Source organism: Klebsiella sp. JN_Kp126 (assembly GCF_033843325.1).
GTDB classification, from domain to species: domain Bacteria; phylum Pseudomonadota; class Gammaproteobacteria; order Enterobacterales; family Enterobacteriaceae; genus Klebsiella; species Klebsiella michiganensis.
Genome location: NZ_JAWXQV010000054.1, coordinates 14,880 through 31,965, shown reverse-complemented (window position 1 = coordinate 31,965; position 17,086 = coordinate 14,880). Strand labels below are relative to the sequence as shown.

Sequence of the window (17,086 nt, the reverse complement as noted above, 5' to 3'; positions counted from 1 at the left end):
TAATGACGTTAAAAATAAAATATATCACCCTCGCGGTGATGCAGGTTCTATTTGCCCGGCGTCGGGTATACCGTATTATTTTGCCGGCAACCTTATCGGCATTACCGTTATCCGCGCTGGCGGATAACTATTTTAACCCCGCATTCTTATCGGACGACCCTAACGCGGTGGCCGATCTTTCGCATTTTGAAAAGGGCGATAGCCAGGCTCCGGGTAAATATCACGTTGATATTTATCTGAATAAGCAGCTGGTCTCCACGGAAGACGTGAACTTTAAAGCGGCAAAAGGCGGCCAGGATGATACCGGGCTGGCGCCGTGCTTCACCACCGCGCGTCTGGAACAGATGGGGGTCAATACCAAAGCCTTCCCGGACCTGGCGAAGCTGGCGCCGGAGCAGTGCGTGCCCTTTGCCGCCATACCGGAAGCCACCACTGAGTTCGACTTTGAGCATCAGCAGCTGAACATCAGCGTGCCGCAGGCGGCGCTGAAGCAGAGCGCGCGCGGTTACATTCCTCCGGAAGAGTGGGACCAGGGGATCAACGCGCTGCTGCTGAACTATGACTTCACCGGCGGCAACAGCGGTGGTGATAGCAAAGAGGACAGCTACTATCTCAACCTGCAAAGCGGCCTGAACCTCGGCGCCTGGCGCCTGCGCGACTACTCCACCTGGAACTACACCAGCGGCGAGGGTGAAACGGAGAACAAGTGGGAGCATATCAGCACCTACGTCGAGCGTACGATTGCGCCGCTGAAGGCGGAGCTTACGCTCGGGGAAAGCTACACCCCGTCGGACGTTTTCGACAGCCTCGGCTTTCGCGGCGTCCAGATTGCCTCCGACGACAATATGCTGCCGGACAGCCTGAAGGGCTTTGCGCCGACGGTGCGCGGGATTGCGAAGAGCAATGCCAGGGTCACCATCAAGCAGAACGGCTACGTTATCTACCAGACCTACGTCTCGCCGGGCGCCTTCGCCATTAACGATCTCTACCCGACCTCGTCGAGCGGCGACCTGCAGGTGACGGTAAAAGAGAGCGACGGCAGCGAAAATACCTTTACCGTGCCGTACTCCGCGGTGCCGCTGCTGCAGCGCGAAGGGCGGCTTAAATACGCCCTGACCGCCGGTAAATACCGCAGCACCAACGACGATCAGGATGAGGTTAATTTCGCCCAGGGAACGGCAATCTACGGTTTGCCGCATGGCTTCACGCTATACGGCGGTTCGCAGGTCAGCAACGACTACCACGCCTTTGCGCTGGGCGCCGGGCTGAACATGGGGGACTTCGGCGCGATCTCCGCCGATATCACCCAGGCCAACAGCACCCTCGCCGACGGTAGCCAGCACGACGGCCAGTCGGTGCGCTTCCTCTACGCCAAGGCGCTGAACGATCTCGGCACCAACTTCCAGCTGCTGGGCTACCGCTACTCGACGGAGGGGTTCTACACCCTCGACGAGACGACATATAAAAGCATGAGCGGCTATACCGGCGACAATGAGTGGAAAGATGAGGATCACGACGGTAAGCAGGATAAGCCGGTGTGGACCGATTACTACGATCTCTACTACACCAAAAAAGGCAAAGCGCAGCTTAATATTTCGCAGCAGGTCGGCAAAATCGGCTCGATTTTTGTCACCGGCTCCGAACAGACCTACTGGCACACCGATGAGAAAGATCGCATGTTGCAGGTGGGCTATAACGGCAGCTGGAACGGCATCTCCTATAGCCTGACGTGGAACTATGACAAGTCGCCGGGGGAAGATGAGGCGGACCAGATCTACGCCTTTAATATTTCGCTGCCGATTGGCCAGTGGCTCTCCAGCAACCATAGCGCGGATATCTACCGTTCGGCCAACACCACCAATATGAGCTTTGGCACCACCACCGATCAGCACGGTAAGACCACCGGGACCACCGGCATCAACGGGACGCTGCTGGCGGATAACAACCTGAGCTATAACGTGCAGGAGAGCGACGGCAACCACGGCACCAGCAACAGCGGCAACGCCAACATGAGCTATCAGGGCACCTACGGTAACCTGCAGGCGGGCTACAACTACAGCGACGGCTACCATCAGGTGAACTACGGGGTCAGCGGCGGCCTGGTGGTTCACCGCAACGGCGTCACCCTCAGCCAGCCGCTCGGCGACACCAATATTCTGGTGAAAGCGCCGGGGGCGGCCGGGGTCGAGCTGGAAAACGCCACCGGGGTGAAAACCGACTGGCGCGGCTACGCGGTGATCCCGTACGCCACCACCTATCGCCAGAACCGCGTGGCGCTGGATACCAACTCCATGGGGCAGAACGTCGATATTGAAGACGCGGTCACCAACGTGGTGCCGACCCAGGGGGCGCTGGTGCGCGCCGAATTTAACGCCCACGTCGGGGTGCGCGCGCTGATGACCCTGATGCATAACGGCAAGCCGGTGCCGTTCGGCGCCACGGTCAGCCAGAAGGCGGGCAACAGCACCATCGTCGGCGACGACGGCCAGGCCTACCTCGCCGGGCTGCCGCTGAACGGCATGCTGGAAGTGCAGTGGGGCGAGAGCGCCGGACAGCACTGCGTGGTGAAATATCAACTTCCGGAGAGCGCGAAGCAGCAGCCGGTGAATAAATTAAGTGAAAGGTGTCAGTGATGAAGTTATTTACGCGGTTGTTTTTAATTCTGGGTATAACGCTGACGGGGTGGTCGTCGGTGGCATGGGGAGATACTGGATGGTGTACGCCGACTGGTGGAACACAATCTTTTTCGTACAATTTTGGAACAAAAACCATTACTGATAGTTCTCAGAACGCCACAGGCACTTCCTTTCCGGATGCTTTTAGTTGGGATTTAGGGCAGATGTATCATGCTACTTGTGCTTGTGGCGAAGACGGCAGTATTAAAGGGTTTGGTGAATATTTCACATCACAGACTTCTCTCCCGGTTGGGCATAATGACGGTGAGCAACAGTACTATTCTGTGAATGATTACTTAGAGGTAGCTGCTAGTGTTTATATGGCTGGCAAAGTTAATCAATATCTTCCTCTTCCATGGAATGCTGTACCTAATGGGGTATACGAACCATGCAGCGATTGGGAGGCGGGAACGCTAGATGTCAGTACTGGCTCGAAAGGTAAGTTATCACTTTATATAAAGAAAGCATTTGTTGGTTCGGTTGAAATACCGTCAACAAATATTGTAAATATTTACGCCTCTGTAGCTTTAGATAGTGAGCAACCCACCTTTGGGGGAATGCCATATGCGAGTGTATACATAAGTGGCCAGGTTATCGTCCCTCAAACCTGTTCCGTTAACGCCGGGCAAATCGTCACCGTCGATTTTGGCTCCTTTATGTCGGGCGAATTTAAAAATAAGGGCCAGATGCCCGCCGGCTATACGCCGAAAACCATCACCGTACCGATCAAATGTAACGGGATGGATGCTAACGCCAGCTTAACCCTGCGCTTCCAGGCGGAAGCCTCGGCGGATGAACCGGCGGCGATTAAGACCAGCAACGACGATGTCGGGGTGCAGATCACCGATGACAGCGGCAAGGTGATTGAGCCGAACAGCGGCCTGATCCCTTTCCAGCTGGACGACAACCTGCAGGCGACGGTGACCTTCCACGCCGCGCCGATTAGCACCACCGGAAATGCCCCGGCAGAGGGGACCTTTTCGGCGACGGCCTATATTCGCGTTGACTTCGCCTGAGGAAAAAAGATGAAAGCGGCAAAAACACTCTTTCCCCTGCTGTTGGCGCTCGCGGGTATGCATAGCGCTATCGCCGATGATATTGATAGCGGCCAGGTCGAGCTGGATATGACCGGCACTATCGTCGCGGAAAGCTGCGATATCGACACCGCCAGCCAGAACCAGACTATCCATATCGGCGATTTCAGCGCCGGGATATTTCAAAGCGTCGGCGATACCTCGGAGTGGAAGCAGTTTGATATCAAATTAAATAACTGCACCTCGGCGATCAGCCAGTCGACGGTGGCCTTTAGCGGCACGTCGGACGGCTCCGACCCATCGCTGTTAGCCCTCTCCGATACCTCCGGCGGCGGCGGAATGGCCAGCGGCGTGGCGATTGAGCTGCTGGACAGCAGTATGAACGCGATTGCGATTAACAGTACCGATAACGGGTACCCGATTACCCAGGGCAATAACGATCTGACGTTTCGCCTGCGCTATAAAGCTACCGCGGTGCCGGTTACGCCCGGCAACGCCTCTTCGGTACTCTATTTTGATGTGAGCTATCAATAATGAAAAAGACGATCCTGCTGTTATCGCTATCCGGCTTGTCCTGCTCAGCGCTGGCCCACGACGGCACCGTAAACATTACCGGCACGATCCAGGGAAACACCTGCACCGTGACCACCGATACCGCGAACCAGCAGGTGACCCTGGGCGACATTGCGGCGAAACAGTTTACCGCGGCCGGCAGCGCCTCCCAGCCGATAGCGTTCACCATCGGGCTGGAAAACTGCGGCAGCGCGGCGTCGGCGGTCTCATTAACCTTTACCGGCGAGGCGGATACGACCAACAGCGCCCTGCTGGCGTTAACCAGCCAGGCGGGCAGCGCCGCGGGCGTCGGGGTGGCGATCTTAGACAGCCAGCGTACGCTGGTGCCGCTGAACAGCGCCAGCCGCCAGTATACGCTCGACCCGCAGCAAACCAGCCAGAACCTCACCTTTTACGGTGAGATGGTAGCGACGAGCAGCCCGGTTACCGCCGGCAGCGTTGACGCCACGACCACCTTTAGCCTGACCTATCAGTAGCCTGTCCATGTTGAGAAAAATCGCTGTACTGCTGGCGCTCAGCGCCTTATCCCTTCAGGCGCAGGCGGGCGTGGTCATCGGGGGAACCCGCTTTATTTATAATGAGGGTAAGCCATCGATATCGTTCCGGGTGATCAATCAATCGCCCTCGCGCTACTTGATTCTGAGCAAAATCGTCGCCGATGGCGACCCGCACGCGGCGGTGCCCTTCGTGGCGACGCCGCCAGTCTTTGCGCTAAACGGCCACAAAGAAAATGAAATTCGCGTGATGTACACCAGCGGCCAGCTGCCGGCGGACCGCGAAAGTCTGTTTTGGGTCACGGTGGCCAATATCCCTCAGGCCGACAGTCAGCAGCAGAATACCCTGCAGATTGCGGTGCGCAGCCGCATGAAGCTGTTCTATCGCCCGAAAGGCGTACAAGGGGATTCACAGCAGGCTTATCGCCAGCTGACCTGGCGGCGCCAGGGTAAAACGGTAACGGTGCAGAACCCGACGCCGTTTTACGTCACGCTGCTGAATATGCAGGTCAACGGCCAGAGTATCGCCGGGGCCGGGATGGTCGCGCCGCTTTCCAGCCGCTCGGTGGCGTGGTGTCCGGCGCAGGGCGGCTGCGCGCTGCAGTGGCAGACCCTTAACGACTATGGTCGGGCCATGCCGGCCATGCGTATTTCGCCCGATGCGCAGGCCAGGAAGGGGCAATAAGATGCACGCAGAACTCAGGGGAGCGCCGGAAACGGCGGCCTCCCGCTGGCTCCTTATGATGCTGGCGCTGATCCTGCTTGGCGTCATGCATATTGTCCTGCCCAGCACCGGCGGCAGCGGCGCCGATTTACCGGAACCGCTGCTGGTCTGGTGCGTGCTGCTGGTCGCTATGGTCGGCTGCGCCTGGTTTTTGCGGCATCAGAGACTGCGCAGCAGCCCGTTCCTGCGCGGCATGGCGCTAGCGGCGTTACTGCTGACGCTGCCCCTGCTCTGGAGCCCCTCCGTCGACTGGCGGCTGGATGCCTTCCCGCGCCTGGCGGGCCTGTGGGCGGGCGTGGCGTTTTATTATCTGCTGCTGAACTGTCGGCTCACGCCGCGTCAGCAGCAGACCGTACTGTGGCTGAGCGTCGCCGCTACTCTGATTCAGGCGGTTTATGCGCTGGTGGGGATCGGCCATCCGGCGTGGCTGCCGCTGCCAGCGCAGGCGGCGCAGCGCCAGGCCGGTCAGTTCGCGATCGGCGTTTTTCTGCAACGCAACGTCACCGGCTCCTTTATTGCCACCGGCGCCGCGGTGCTGCTGTGGCTGGCGGCCGACGCCCGCTTTGTCTGCCGCAGCGTCGCGAGGGAGAGATATCGTCAGTGGGGAAGCGCGCTCGGGCTCGGGCTGCTCTACGCCACGCTGACCCTGCTGAAATCCCGCACCGGATGGCTGGGCGGCGTGGTCTGCTGGCTGATGATAGTGACCATTTTTTGTTTCTCGCCGTTACGCCGCTCCGCCGCGCGCGGGGCCCGCTGGCGTGTCGTGCTGGCGCCGGTGGCCGGCGTGCTGCTGGGGCTTGCCCTGCTATCGGTCTCGTTACTCAACGCCCTGCATGAACATGACGGCTCGAATCTTGAGCGGGTTTTTATTCTGCAGCAGACCTGGAACATGATACTGCAGCATCCGATCGTCGGCTGGGGCTACGGGGGATACGCCTGGTCCTTTGCCCATTTCGTGGCCGATAGCGTCCCGCCGTTGTCCCGTCGGGTCCCGGGGTTAACCTATCCGCATAATGACCTGCTGTTCTGGTGGGTCGAGGGCGGAGCGGTCGCCCTGCTCGGGCTGCTGGTGCTGGGCGTTAGCGGATTCTGGCTACTACTGCGCCGCCCCGGCGTACGGCAGCTGGCGCTGCTGGCTTGCCTGATGCCCATTTTGCTGCACACGCAGCTGGAGTATCCGCTGTATCAATCGCCGGTACACTGGTTGTTCGTTCTTATCCTGGTTAACCTGGCCGATCGCTGTCCGTCCGGCGAACAGGCGCCACTGCCCGCATTCACCGCGCCCTCCACGCGGCCGGTACCCTGCGCGCTGATGATCCTGGCCTGCTACGGCGCGCTGCTCACCGGCTGCGCCTTCTGGCAGGGGCACTACCTGACCGCTTTTCAGCAGTCGCCGCAGCGTTTTGCCAGCCGCGTACTGCGGCTGCATGACATCGGCATCGGCAGCGAAAGGCTGCGTAAAGATCGGGCGCTCAGCTATATCATCCGCTATCAGTCGAGCGCTAACGTGGAGGACCTGGAGGCTTTCAACCAGATCGGCAGGCGCTGGATTGCGGTGTGGAACGACGCCGATATGTACAACAATCTTATTAACGTCGAGCGGTATCTTGGGCAACAGAAAAACGCCCGGGCTTTGCGCGAGGAGGCCCGGCGGCTCTATCCTGAGGACCGGCGTTTTTCATCGTAGTGCCGATGCCGGTTATGACCGCGGGCTCAGCGTCGCAGAGGCAGCTGAGCCTTTTTACGTATATTGCCGGTCGGGGCTAAAAAAGCATTGATCGAATATAATTAGCAGTGTAATTATCTCCTGTGGTTTGAAATTGATTTCAAAAATGCCCAACACAGGAGTGTTACCCCATGGACGCACGTAAATGCACTGCCGCAGCGGCTTTACTTCTCGCCTGCACTTCTTCTTTCTGCTACGCCGGCCATACCGGAAAAGTCCGCTTCATTGGCACCGTTGTGGAGTCGGGATGCTGGAACAAGCCCGGTCAAAATGAATTATTCTGTTATCGCGATAAGACCGTTTCTCATTATTCCGCGGCGCACGTCAGCAGCGTTTCGCTGGATGTCAGTAATGCCGTGGTGCAAAAAACATTTCTTGATAAACAAAAGCAGCTGGAACAGTTAACGATTAATTACTATTAAGTTTAATGACATTTAAATATCTTCAGCTCATCGGGTTGAAGATATTTATCTCATCTCAAAATTAAGATGTTAGCAAGAAATTACATAATTTTATTATTCTTACAATCTACGATCGTTTTATTACCGCGAGTTGATTGAATCCCCACATATTCCTCTATACTATTCCTCATATATTTTACGCAGAAAAGATATAATATATATGGCTAAGGTGGTTTTGTTTCCGGAGATCTCTTCTTCGCTGGAATGGTTAAAAGGGCATGGTGATACAATTCTTCAGTATGGCTGGAACGTGATTGCCGCTTGTATTCTCTTTTTTATCGGCCGGGTTGTCTCAACCTTATTATCTAAAGGTATCGAGAAAATACTTCTGCGGCGCAGGGTAGATATTACGGTTGTCCATTTCTTTGCCGCCCTGGTGCGCTATATCACGCTGGCGTTTGCGGCCATCGCCGCGCTTGGCCGTTTAGGTATAGAAACGTCCTCAATTATTGCGGTCATCGGCGCGGCAGGGCTGGCGGTGGGGCTTGCGCTGCAGGGATCGCTATCAAACTTTGCCGCTGGCGTACTGTTAGTCACGCTACGTCCTTTCCGGGCCGGAAACCTGGTGCAGATCGGCGCCATTACCGGAGTGGTGGAAACCGTACATATATTTTCCACCACCTTACTCACCGCGGATAATAAAGACGTGGTGATCCCGAACGGCAAAATTATCGCCGACAGTATCGTTAACTATTCGCGCCATCCCTTCCGGCGTATCGATTTGATGATTAGCGTCGGCTACGATAGCCGAATTGCGGAAGTGAAGCGCGTTATTCTGGCGGTCATCGATGCTGACAAACGCATCGATCGGCAGCGTGATACCACCGTTCGTCTGGCCGAACTTGGCGCCTCGTCACTTAATTTTACCGTGCGCGTGTGGGTGAAAAACACCCACTACTGGGATACCTATTACGATCTGCTGGAGAATATTAAAGAGGCGCTGGACGAACATCATATTGCGATTCCTTATCCGCAGATGGATATTCGCGTCGCCGGCACGGTACCGACGTTATCCTGATGGCTGAGATGATATGAATGCGAAAGCGATGGTGTGTATGGCTGTCTGTTTCCTGCTGACGGGCTGCGGCAGCGTCATGGGAAGAACCTCTTTGGCGGAGGGCGAAACGTGGTATCCAGGGGTTAAAACGGATATCGCGGTGATCCGCGGTGACAGCGAGTATGATTATAATTATCTTCAGGGGACATTATGGACTCTGGATACGCCGCTGTCGTTTATTGGTGATACGCTGATGCTGCCGATTGATTATTTTCACGGCCCGTGGTCAATTCACTCCGCAAAATAAAAAATATATTATAAAATGGTGTTAATTCATTATGAGTTCTATTTTAGATGTGGCCGTAATGTCCCCGAATCGCTATTTCTGTCTGGGGCTAAGTAGCCTGCAAGAACAAAAGTCACTGACCGCCATTCGGCTGCACTTTTGTCATGATCTGAAAAGCTTAAAAACGCTAATGGAGAGCATTGCGCTCTCCGGCGTGCTAATGGAAACGTTTGGTGAAGGAGAAAACATCTACGATGCGTTTGTTTTTGGCGATTATCTAAAAAGGCAGGCCAGAGACATCGCCGTGTTTGTTTTTCGCTCATTCTGGAGCAGCCTTTCCGATTTGCCGCATTATGCGCGCTATCATGTTTCCTCAACTGAAGATGAAATATGGCAATATTTTACACTGATACTGAAGGGCTACCATTGTAATAATTATATCTCCCGCTGGGAGGCCCTGCTGACCCATAAAGAGTATCAAGTTATCAGGATGCTGTGCTGCGGAAAACAGTATCATCACATAGGGAAATCACTGGGTATTACGATTAAAACCGTGAGCACGCATAAAATCAAAGCGCTGAAAAAACTCGGCGCGCCCAGCATGTCATCTTTAATTCTACAATTTAAACGCTAATGGTCGCGCGCCGCAGGCTGCCGTGGCCAGGCGTTCATAGGCCATCCCCGGATCCCCGCATGCTGCGTATTTATCGCGCCAGCCAACGCCATCCCGCAGCAATAGCATAATCTCTTATTCTCCCTTCCTGTATTCTGCTTTCCTGTTGATGGTGTCCGTAATATATTCTCGCCAGGTTTTAATAAAAACCCCTAATAGGGTGATGAATTTGCGAAGGCTAAACGTGATTCCATGTAACAAAGCAACATGTGAACTGGCTTACATTTTCAACCGCGCTCGCCATTTATAGTGAGCGCCAGTGTTAGGGGGCGTATTCAATCATCATGGCATCCATTAAAGACGTAGCGAAAAGAGCTGGGGTCTCGACGGCGACCGTGTCGCGAGTGCTCAACAATCATCCCAGCGTCGTGCCGGAAACGCGGCAGGCGGTGCGTGATGCGATGGATTACCTCTGCTATGTCCCCAGCAAGAGTTCGTTTCAGCTTAGCGGGAAATGTTCAGGGCTGATTGGTGTGGTGTTGCCTAATCTGGTGAATCCTCACTTCTGCGAACTGTTGGCGACGGTGGAAGAAGAGGCCCGGTATATCGGCAAATCGGTGATCGTTAAAACGCATCAGAATCAGCCGCAGCAGGATAAACATATTATTCAGACCTTAGTGGGGATGGGCATTGACAGCTTGCTATGGGTGCCGACAGAAGCTGAAGCTGAACTTTCAGAATGGTTAAGCATTACCCGGATCCCGGTCGCCGTTGTCACCCAGGTGTCCCGGTTCTTCAATTCCGTATCGATTAACCAGGATCGGGGGGCGGAAAGTATTGCGGAACATTTTATTCATACGGGCCATCTTTCATTTGGCTTTGTTGCCCAGGAAGGGGTGGATAGCCGCAAGGTTTCGTCGTACAGCAAAAAAATAGCGAGTCACGGTTTAAAGCTTGCTAGAGATAATTCGTTCTGGATAGCCAAAGGCGAGGGTGAAAAGATATCAGGCCATATTAGTATTCTTGATGACATTATCGAGAAACTCAGCGAGCCGACGCGAACCTGTACATGTCTGTTAGTGTATAACGATATTGCGGCAAACTATATTATCGATGGGCTAAAAGAAAAGGGTATCTCCGTTCCTGAAGATATTGCAATTGCCAGCTTTGATAATACCCTGCTGGCGCAAACTAAAAAAATCACCAGCGTTGCACAGCCGGTAAATGAAATTGCGCACCTCGCGTTTCAGATGGTGAAACATCAACAGCAGCCGGACAGTATTGAAATGCACGAAATTGTCTCGCGGTTAATTATTCGTGAGAGCAGCGTAAAAATTAATATTACTTCCCTGTAAGGGATTTATGTTTAGAAATGGCGCGACATTTGGCGCCATGGGCTCCTTTTAACAAAAAATAGGTATATTTATGTCTGCTACCGCAATGGAAAAGCCAAGCGCTTATGAAAAGCTGGGGCTGAGGGAGAAGATCGGCTACGGCATGGGTGACGCTGGTTCAGGAATGATATGGAGCGTACTGGCCCTCTATCTTACGTGGTTTTATACCGATGTATATGGCCTGAACGCCGGGGTTGTGGGCACATTATTCCTGGTTATCCGCATCTTTGACGCTTTTAGCGATCCGCTGATGGGGGCCATCTGCGACCGCACCGTGACGCGCTGGGGAAAATTCCGTCCATGGATATTATGGATGGCGTTTCCGTTTGGTCTGGGCGCGGTACTGATGTTCACGACCCCAGAACTGAGCATGAACGGCAAGATTATCTATGCCTGGGTTACCTATCTGGTCATGTCGCTGATTTATACCGCGATTAATATTCCCTATTGCTCGGTCGGCGGCGTCATTACGCTCAATCAGAAAGAGCGCATGGGCTGCCTGTCGTGGCGCTTTTTCCTTAATGGCCTGGCAACATTAATTATCTCCTCCTCTATTCTGCCGTTAACGGACTGGCTGGGTAACGGCGACCGCGCCTCAGGTTTCCAGCTAACCATGATCATTATGGGCGGTGCGGCAACGCTGATGTTCCTGTTCTGCTTTTCCAGCATTAAAGAGCGGGTGGTGTCGGTTAAGCAAAACGAGTCGTTGAAGAAAGACCTGCGGGATATTATCAAAAACGATCAGTGGCTCTTGATGATCACTATTACCTTCCTCAACGTTTTCCCGGCATTTATCCGCGGCGGCGTCACTATCTATTATGCTACTTACGTCATGAAAGAGTCGGTCGGATTTATTACCTTCTTTATGGCGCTGGGCGTGGCCTGTAATATGCTGGGCAGCGTGCTTGCCAAACCGCTGACCGATCGCTTTGATAAGCTGGCGCTGTTCCGCATTATTAATATTATTCTCGGCATTCTCTCATTTGCGCTGTGGTTTGTTGATCCGCAATCCCTGACCCCGCTGATGACGCTATTCATCATTATCAACGTTCTGCATTTAATTCAGTCTGGCCCCATTCTGTGGGCAATGATGTCCGATGTCGATGACTACGGCGACTGGAAATTTGGTAAACGCCTGACCGGCATCTCCTTCGCGGGAAACCTGTTTATGCTCAAAATGGGGCTGGCGGTCGCCGGCGCTATCGTCGCCTGGATTCTGGCGTTTACCGGCTATGTCGCGAATGAGCCGCAGCAAAATTCGCAGACCATTCAAGGCATTATCATGATGTTCTCACTGCTGCCGATGGTGAGTTATTTCATCAGCGCGTATCTGGTGCGCTACTTCAAGCTGAATAACGCGTTCCTTGAGAAAATCAAAACGGATCTTGCAAAACGTGAGCTGGAAAAAGGTCGCGGTCAACCACAGGAGGTTCAGGATGTCCCTGTCATTTAATATTAAACAAGGTCAGCGCATTGATTTGTGGCTGAAAGCGTCCGAACCGGCGGCGCAACCCCTGTTTTCTATTCGCGTGAACGGTCAGGTTGTATTTAAGATTCAGGAGGCGCCGCGCTACTTCCAGTATTTTACCTGGACCTCGTTTCAGGACGGCGTTGCCACCCTGGAGTGGCTGCCGGAATATAGCGAGATATCGCTTTGTTACACCTGGCATCCGGATTCACTGCGCGCGCGCGGCGTTACCTTTATCGCGACAGCCGGGCAGGATTTGCGCCTGATGAGCGGTCAGGATATTGCTGACGAGTATCTGCGGGAGCCGCTGCGTCCGGCATTGCATTTCTCGCCCCGTACCGGCTGGATGAACGATCCTAACGGGCTGCACTACAAGAACGGCGAGTGGCATCTGTTTTACCAGTATCATCCGCACTCCAGCCAATGGGGCCCCATGCACTGGAATCATGCGGTGAGCCGCGATCTGTATCACTGGCGGCATTATCCGGTTTTCCTCCAGCCAGAGCAGAATCTTTCGGCGCTGGGCGCGACGGGCGGCGCGTTTTCCGGCAGCGCGTATATTGATAAACAAGGAAAAACCCGCTTCTGGTATACCGAACGGCTCCCGGCTTACGATCTGTATCGCGGCTACCGGGAAGTGCAGAAAATGGCCGTTGCGCACGACGACTACGATAAGCCGGAATGGGTAAAAACCGTCTTAACCGACCTGCCTGCGGGCGTGGACTGCGATTTCCGCGATCCAAAAGTGTGGTACGAAGAGGCCGATGCCACTTTTTATATGATCCTCGGCGCGTCGGTAAACGGCGATCCGGCGATGCTGCTCTTTCACTCTGCGGATAGTGAACGCTGGACGTTCCATCATGTGCTGTATGTCGCTCCCGGCTATTTTCGCGAAAACGGCGGTCGCTGCGTCGAATGCCCGGATTTCTTCTGCCTGGATGGCGTATGGGTATTAATTATCGGCGTCGTTGGCTACACGGAGCCGACAACCAGGCGGCATAATTTGCTTTTTGCCCAGACCGGTACTTTCCGGAACGGCTATTTCACGCCGTCCGAGCAGCCGCTACAAACTTTAGATTTCGGTACGGATTTCTACGCCCTGCAAACCTGGGGCGAGGACGACCGAAGAATCGGCTTTGCCTGGTTATATAACTGGGCGACCCAGAAACCGGTGGATTCCGCTTACTCGGGGGAAATGTCGCTCCCGCGTCGCTTTCATCTCAATGCGCAGCAGCGGCTATGCATGATGCCGGAGCTGCCGCCGGAATCATTGGTCGTCAGCCGCCATGCGCTGGATGACGGTGATATCTGGGTTAATGAGAAAGGCTGTAAAGCCGGCATTGTAACCTTTATGCCTGCCGGTGGTTTCCGTTTGACGTTAACGGGCGATAGCGGCCAGCAAATCATCCTCGAACAGGAGGGTAAAAATCTGACGCTATATGAAAAAGGCCGGGACGATGGGCGTTACCGCGCGCCGGTGGCCGGCGTCAGCGACGTCACCCTGTGTTTTGATGCCGGGATTGTTGAGGTCTTCGCAAATCAGGGCAGCGTATGCGGTACGCGACGCTATTACTCATGCAGTCAGCTCACCCGGATCCAGCTCTCCGGCGCGCCGGCACAGCTTACGCAATATCGCTCGACGTATTCGCAGGAATAAGCAAAGTCAAATTTAAGCGTTGATGTTCGATTTCTTATTATCATTAGAGGCGGTTTTTCATGGTACGTAAAAATTATTATGATGTTACGCAGTGGCACGTCGGCAACCCGTATGAGGATATTGGCGAAGTCATTAACAGTATTCTCGCCGATATTAAATCACGACAAACTGAAACCGATATTAACGACGGGGGTAAACCGGGCGCCGCGATTTATATTCCGCCCGGCGATTATCATCTGAAGACGCAGGTCTTAATTGATATCAGTTATTTAAAAATTATGGGTTCCGGGCATGGTTTTGTCTCCTCGAGCATTCGCTTTAATACGCCGGCGGACGAGTGGGCGAATTTGCACGATATATGGCCGGGCGGGAGCCGTATCCTGGTCGATCTCTGCCCGCAGCCCGGCGATGAAGAACACGCTGGCGCTGCATTTTACGTGAAACGCAGCGGGGCGCCGCGTATCAGTTCGGTGGCGTTCGAAAACTTCTGTATCGATGGTCTGCACTTTGTTGATGATGGGCTGGGAAACAACGACCCGGAAAATAGCTATACGAACGGCAAAACCGGGATTTATATCGCCAGCGCGCAGGACGCTTTCCGCATTACCGGGATGGGATTTATCTATCTGGAGCATGGCCTCACCACGTACAATAGCGATGCAATGGCGATCCATAATAACTTTATCGCCGAATGCGGTAACTGTATCGAGCTGCGTGGCGCCGGGCAGGCTTCAAAAATAACCGATAACCTGATTGGCGCGGGCTATAAAGGCTATTCTATTTACGCGCAAAACTTCGGGGGGTTATTGATTTCTACCAACAATATTTTCCCCCGTGGCGCAAGCAGCGTGCACTTATCGGGCGTGGTCCGCTCTAGTATCACCAGCAATCGATTCCATTCATTTTATCCGGGAATGCTCGTTCTCGAGAACAACTGTGCGGAGAATCTGATCTCGGCAAACCATTTCTTGCGCGATCGTGAACCCTGGCCGCCGATGCAGGCCTATGACAACGGCCTGGATGATGCCTATGGCTTGCTGCATATAAACGGCAGTAATAATTCGGTTATTGCTAATCATATTTCCGAAACGATTGATGTCCAGTATCTCAAGCCGCAGGGAATAAAACCGGTCATCATCCGCCTTGTTTCCGGCAAAGGGAATTATATTGCGAATAACCATATCGTGGCGACCACGGAGACGTCAGCGGCGCAGGCGCAGCCCTCCGAAGAGGATGCCTGCTTTGCGGCGCAGGTCAGCGCTTTGCTTACGACGGCCAGGTTAAAAGAACTCGATGCGGTCGCCGTGCAGGTAGAAAAAGAATCCGCGCAAAACACGATACTTGATAGCGGCAGTGACGCACAGGTGGTCATAGACCGAGCGCGTAATGCCTTCAGGGCGACACCGGTTGCTGGAAATTAATATTCACTCTGTTTGTTAATCCGTATAGCGAATGACGTTATTTAAGGAGGCAGATTACACGTTATTTCATTCATTCTTCTGCTAAATAAAAAAGAAAATATAAAAGGTGAATATTTTTATTCACCTTATCCCACCTTTTACCTCTGGGAAAATAAAAATGAATAAAACAACATTATCAATAGCGCTAGGCTTGTGTTTAATTACGGGATCGGCGGCCGGGAAAAATAATCAACTGACGCTGGAACAACGAATGGAACAGCTTGAAGCGCGGCTTGCCGCCGCGGAAAGCCGGGCGACGGTAGCGGAAGGCCAGGTGCGGGATTTACAGGCGAAGCAGAATGCCGCTATTCAGGCGGCGCAAACCCGTGTGCCGGTAAACAGCGCGGCGGCAACCGCGGAGAGTAAAAAGAATCTTAGCGTCCCGGAGCTGAAATTATCCGGCTATGGCGATCTGAAAATCTACGGCGACGTGGAGTTCAACATGGACGCGGAAAGCAAACACGGCCTGCTGGCGATGACCAACGCCGATGTCGGCAGCGATCCCACCTACGATAAGTGGGATTTAAACGGCCGTATCCTGCTCGGCTTCGACGGTATCCGCAAAACGGATAACGGCTATTTTGCCGGTTTCTCTGTCCAGCCGCTGGCGGATATGACCGGCTCGATGAACCTCGACGACGCGGTTTTCTTCTTTGGTCAGGAGAACGACTGGAAGGTGAAAGTGGGGCGCTTTGAAGCGTACGATATGTTCCCGCTGAATCAGGACACCTTCGTCGAGCACTCCGGTAATACCGCCAACGACCTCTACAGCGACGGCCATGGCTATATCTATATGATGAAAGAGGGTCGCGGCCGCTCTGACGCAGGCGGCAACTTCCTGCTGAGCAAGCAGCTTGATAACTGGTATTTTGAGCTCAACACCCTGCTGGAAGACGGTACGTCGCTGTACGACAACGATGGCTACCATGGTCGTGATATGGAGCAGAAAAAGAACGTCGCCTATTTGCGCCCGGTGGTGTCATGGGCGAAAGACGAATTTTCCGTTGCCGCGGCCATGGAAGCGAACGTGGTGCAGAACGCCTACGGCTATAAAGATGCCCAGGGCAACTTTATCGATCAGTCGGGGCGCACCGGCTATGGCCTGACTATGACCTGGAACGGCCTGAAGCGCGACCCGGAGGACGGGGTGGTGGTGAATCTGAACACCGCTTATATGGACGCCAGCAACGAACAGGATTTGACCGCCGGGGTGAACGCGCTGTGGCGGCGCTTCGAGCTGGGATATATCTACGCGCATAACAAAATCAGCGATTATGCCGGGGTGATTTGCGATAACGACTGCTGGATTAAGGATGAAGGCACCTACAATATTCATACCTTCCACGCGTCGTATCAAATTCCGAACGTGATGAATATGCAGAACTTTAATATCTATCTCGGCGCCTATTACTCCATTCTGGATAGCGACAATAAGCTGAGCCAGGGGGATGACGACGATCGCTACGGCGCGCGCGTGCGCTTTAAGTACTTCTTCTAAGCGCTTGAAACGGCTGCCCCGCTCAG

At 54.1% G+C, this 17,086-nt stretch carries 15 protein-coding genes; all 15 read left to right on the top strand.

Annotation, left to right across the window (positions count from 1 at the left end; genetic code table 11):
- Positions 1-2: 2 nt before the first annotated feature.
- Positions 3-2,633, top strand: a complete 2,631-nt coding sequence (locus SIK97_RS11225; RefSeq protein ID WP_077270586.1) for a fimbrial biogenesis usher protein — start codon at positions 3-5, stop codon at positions 2,631-2,633.
- Positions 2,633-3,691, top strand: coding sequence for a fimbrial protein (locus tag SIK97_RS11220; protein ID WP_181251329.1), 1,059 nt, complete (start codon positions 2,633-2,635; stop codon positions 3,689-3,691). The genes SIK97_RS11225 and SIK97_RS11220 overlap by 1 nt, the downstream gene beginning before the upstream one ends.
- A 9-nt stretch (positions 3,692-3,700) precedes the next feature.
- Complete coding sequence (locus tag SIK97_RS11215; protein ID WP_049079695.1) at positions 3,701-4,243, top strand: fimbrial protein; 543 nt, start codon at positions 3,701-3,703, stop codon at positions 4,241-4,243.
- Positions 4,243-4,758, top strand: coding sequence for a fimbrial protein (locus SIK97_RS11210; protein WP_048263232.1), 516 nt, complete (start codon positions 4,243-4,245; stop codon positions 4,756-4,758). Before SIK97_RS11215 ends, SIK97_RS11210 begins: the two co-directional genes overlap by 1 nt.
- Positions 4,759-4,765: 7 nt before the next feature.
- Positions 4,766-5,461, top strand: coding sequence for a molecular chaperone (locus tag SIK97_RS11205; protein ID WP_049079696.1), 696 nt, complete (start codon positions 4,766-4,768; stop codon positions 5,459-5,461).
- Position 5,462: 1 nt separating this feature from the next.
- A complete protein-coding gene (locus SIK97_RS11200) occupies positions 5,463-7,187 on the top strand; it encodes a PglL family O-oligosaccharyltransferase (protein ID WP_223852522.1) in 1,725 nt (574 codons plus the stop codon).
- A gap of 170 nt (positions 7,188-7,357) precedes the next feature.
- On the top strand, positions 7,358-7,648 hold the full coding sequence (locus tag SIK97_RS11195) for a hypothetical protein (protein ID WP_025106549.1): 291 nt from the start codon (positions 7,358-7,360) through the stop codon (positions 7,646-7,648).
- Positions 7,649-7,847: 199 nt separating this feature from the next.
- The gene (gene mscS, locus SIK97_RS11190; protein ID WP_032751741.1) at positions 7,848-8,705 is read left to right on the top strand and encodes a small-conductance mechanosensitive channel MscS; all 858 of its coding nucleotides are present in this window, start codon (positions 7,848-7,850) and stop codon (positions 8,703-8,705) included.
- Between the two features lie 13 nt (positions 8,706-8,718).
- The gene (locus tag SIK97_RS11185; protein ID WP_057174187.1) at positions 8,719-8,991 is read left to right on the top strand and encodes a YceK/YidQ family lipoprotein; all 273 of its coding nucleotides are present in this window, start codon (positions 8,719-8,721) and stop codon (positions 8,989-8,991) included.
- 31 nt (positions 8,992-9,022) lie between these two features.
- Complete coding sequence (locus SIK97_RS11180; protein ID WP_032751739.1) at positions 9,023-9,604, top strand: helix-turn-helix domain-containing protein; 582 nt, start codon at positions 9,023-9,025, stop codon at positions 9,602-9,604.
- Positions 9,605-9,927: 323 nt separating this feature from the next.
- Positions 9,928-10,938, top strand: coding sequence for a LacI family DNA-binding transcriptional regulator (locus tag SIK97_RS11175; RefSeq protein WP_025106553.1), 1,011 nt, complete (start codon positions 9,928-9,930; stop codon positions 10,936-10,938).
- A gap of 70 nt (positions 10,939-11,008) precedes the next feature.
- Positions 11,009-12,430 (top strand): glycoside-pentoside-hexuronide (GPH):cation symporter, encoded by a 1,422-nt coding sequence (locus SIK97_RS11170; RefSeq protein WP_032751738.1) that lies wholly within the window; start codon positions 11,009-11,011, stop codon positions 12,428-12,430.
- Positions 12,414-14,102, top strand: a complete 1,689-nt coding sequence (locus SIK97_RS11165; protein ID WP_057174186.1) for a glycoside hydrolase family 32 protein — start codon at positions 12,414-12,416, stop codon at positions 14,100-14,102. The genes SIK97_RS11170 and SIK97_RS11165 overlap by 17 nt, the downstream gene beginning before the upstream one ends.
- A gap of 59 nt (positions 14,103-14,161) precedes the next feature.
- A complete protein-coding gene (locus SIK97_RS11160) occupies positions 14,162-15,523 on the top strand; it encodes a NosD domain-containing protein (RefSeq protein WP_032751737.1) in 1,362 nt (453 codons plus the stop codon).
- Between the two features lie 157 nt (positions 15,524-15,680).
- A complete protein-coding gene (locus tag SIK97_RS11155; RefSeq protein ID WP_057173941.1) occupies positions 15,681-17,060 on the top strand; it encodes a carbohydrate porin in 1,380 nt (459 codons plus the stop codon).
- The last annotated feature ends 26 nt before the right edge of the window (positions 17,061-17,086 follow it).

What these genes read in the sequence shown, in the direction of transcription:
- mscS (WP_032751741.1), top strand. Translation starts at nt 7,848, where the DNA reads ATGGCTAAGGTGGTTTTGTTTCCGGAGATCTCTTCTTCGCTGGAATGG.
- SIK97_RS11185 (WP_057174187.1), top strand. Translation starts at nt 8,719, where the DNA reads ATGAATGCGAAAGCGATGGTGTGTATGGCTGTCTGTTTCCTGCTGACG.
- SIK97_RS11210 (WP_048263232.1), top strand. Translation starts at nt 4,243, where the DNA reads ATGAAAAAGACGATCCTGCTGTTATCGCTATCCGGCTTGTCCTGCTCA.
- SIK97_RS11165 (WP_057174186.1), top strand. Translation starts at nt 12,414, where the DNA reads ATGTCCCTGTCATTTAATATTAAACAAGGTCAGCGCATTGATTTGTGG.
- SIK97_RS11220 (WP_181251329.1), top strand. Translation starts at nt 2,633, where the DNA reads ATGAAGTTATTTACGCGGTTGTTTTTAATTCTGGGTATAACGCTGACG.
- SIK97_RS11155 (WP_057173941.1), top strand. Translation starts at nt 15,681, where the DNA reads ATGAATAAAACAACATTATCAATAGCGCTAGGCTTGTGTTTAATTACG.
- SIK97_RS11180 (WP_032751739.1), top strand. Translation starts at nt 9,023, where the DNA reads ATGAGTTCTATTTTAGATGTGGCCGTAATGTCCCCGAATCGCTATTTC.
- SIK97_RS11160 (WP_032751737.1), top strand. Translation starts at nt 14,162, where the DNA reads ATGGTACGTAAAAATTATTATGATGTTACGCAGTGGCACGTCGGCAAC.
- SIK97_RS11205 (WP_049079696.1), top strand. Translation starts at nt 4,766, where the DNA reads ATGTTGAGAAAAATCGCTGTACTGCTGGCGCTCAGCGCCTTATCCCTT.
- SIK97_RS11215 (WP_049079695.1), top strand. Translation starts at nt 3,701, where the DNA reads ATGAAAGCGGCAAAAACACTCTTTCCCCTGCTGTTGGCGCTCGCGGGT.
- SIK97_RS11225 (WP_077270586.1), top strand. Translation starts at nt 3, where the DNA reads ATGACGTTAAAAATAAAATATATCACCCTCGCGGTGATGCAGGTTCTA.
- SIK97_RS11200 (WP_223852522.1), top strand. Translation starts at nt 5,463, where the DNA reads ATGCACGCAGAACTCAGGGGAGCGCCGGAAACGGCGGCCTCCCGCTGG.
- SIK97_RS11195 (WP_025106549.1), top strand. Translation starts at nt 7,358, where the DNA reads ATGGACGCACGTAAATGCACTGCCGCAGCGGCTTTACTTCTCGCCTGC.
- SIK97_RS11170 (WP_032751738.1), top strand. Translation starts at nt 11,009, where the DNA reads ATGTCTGCTACCGCAATGGAAAAGCCAAGCGCTTATGAAAAGCTGGGG.
- SIK97_RS11175 (WP_025106553.1), top strand. Translation starts at nt 9,928, where the DNA reads ATGGCATCCATTAAAGACGTAGCGAAAAGAGCTGGGGTCTCGACGGCG.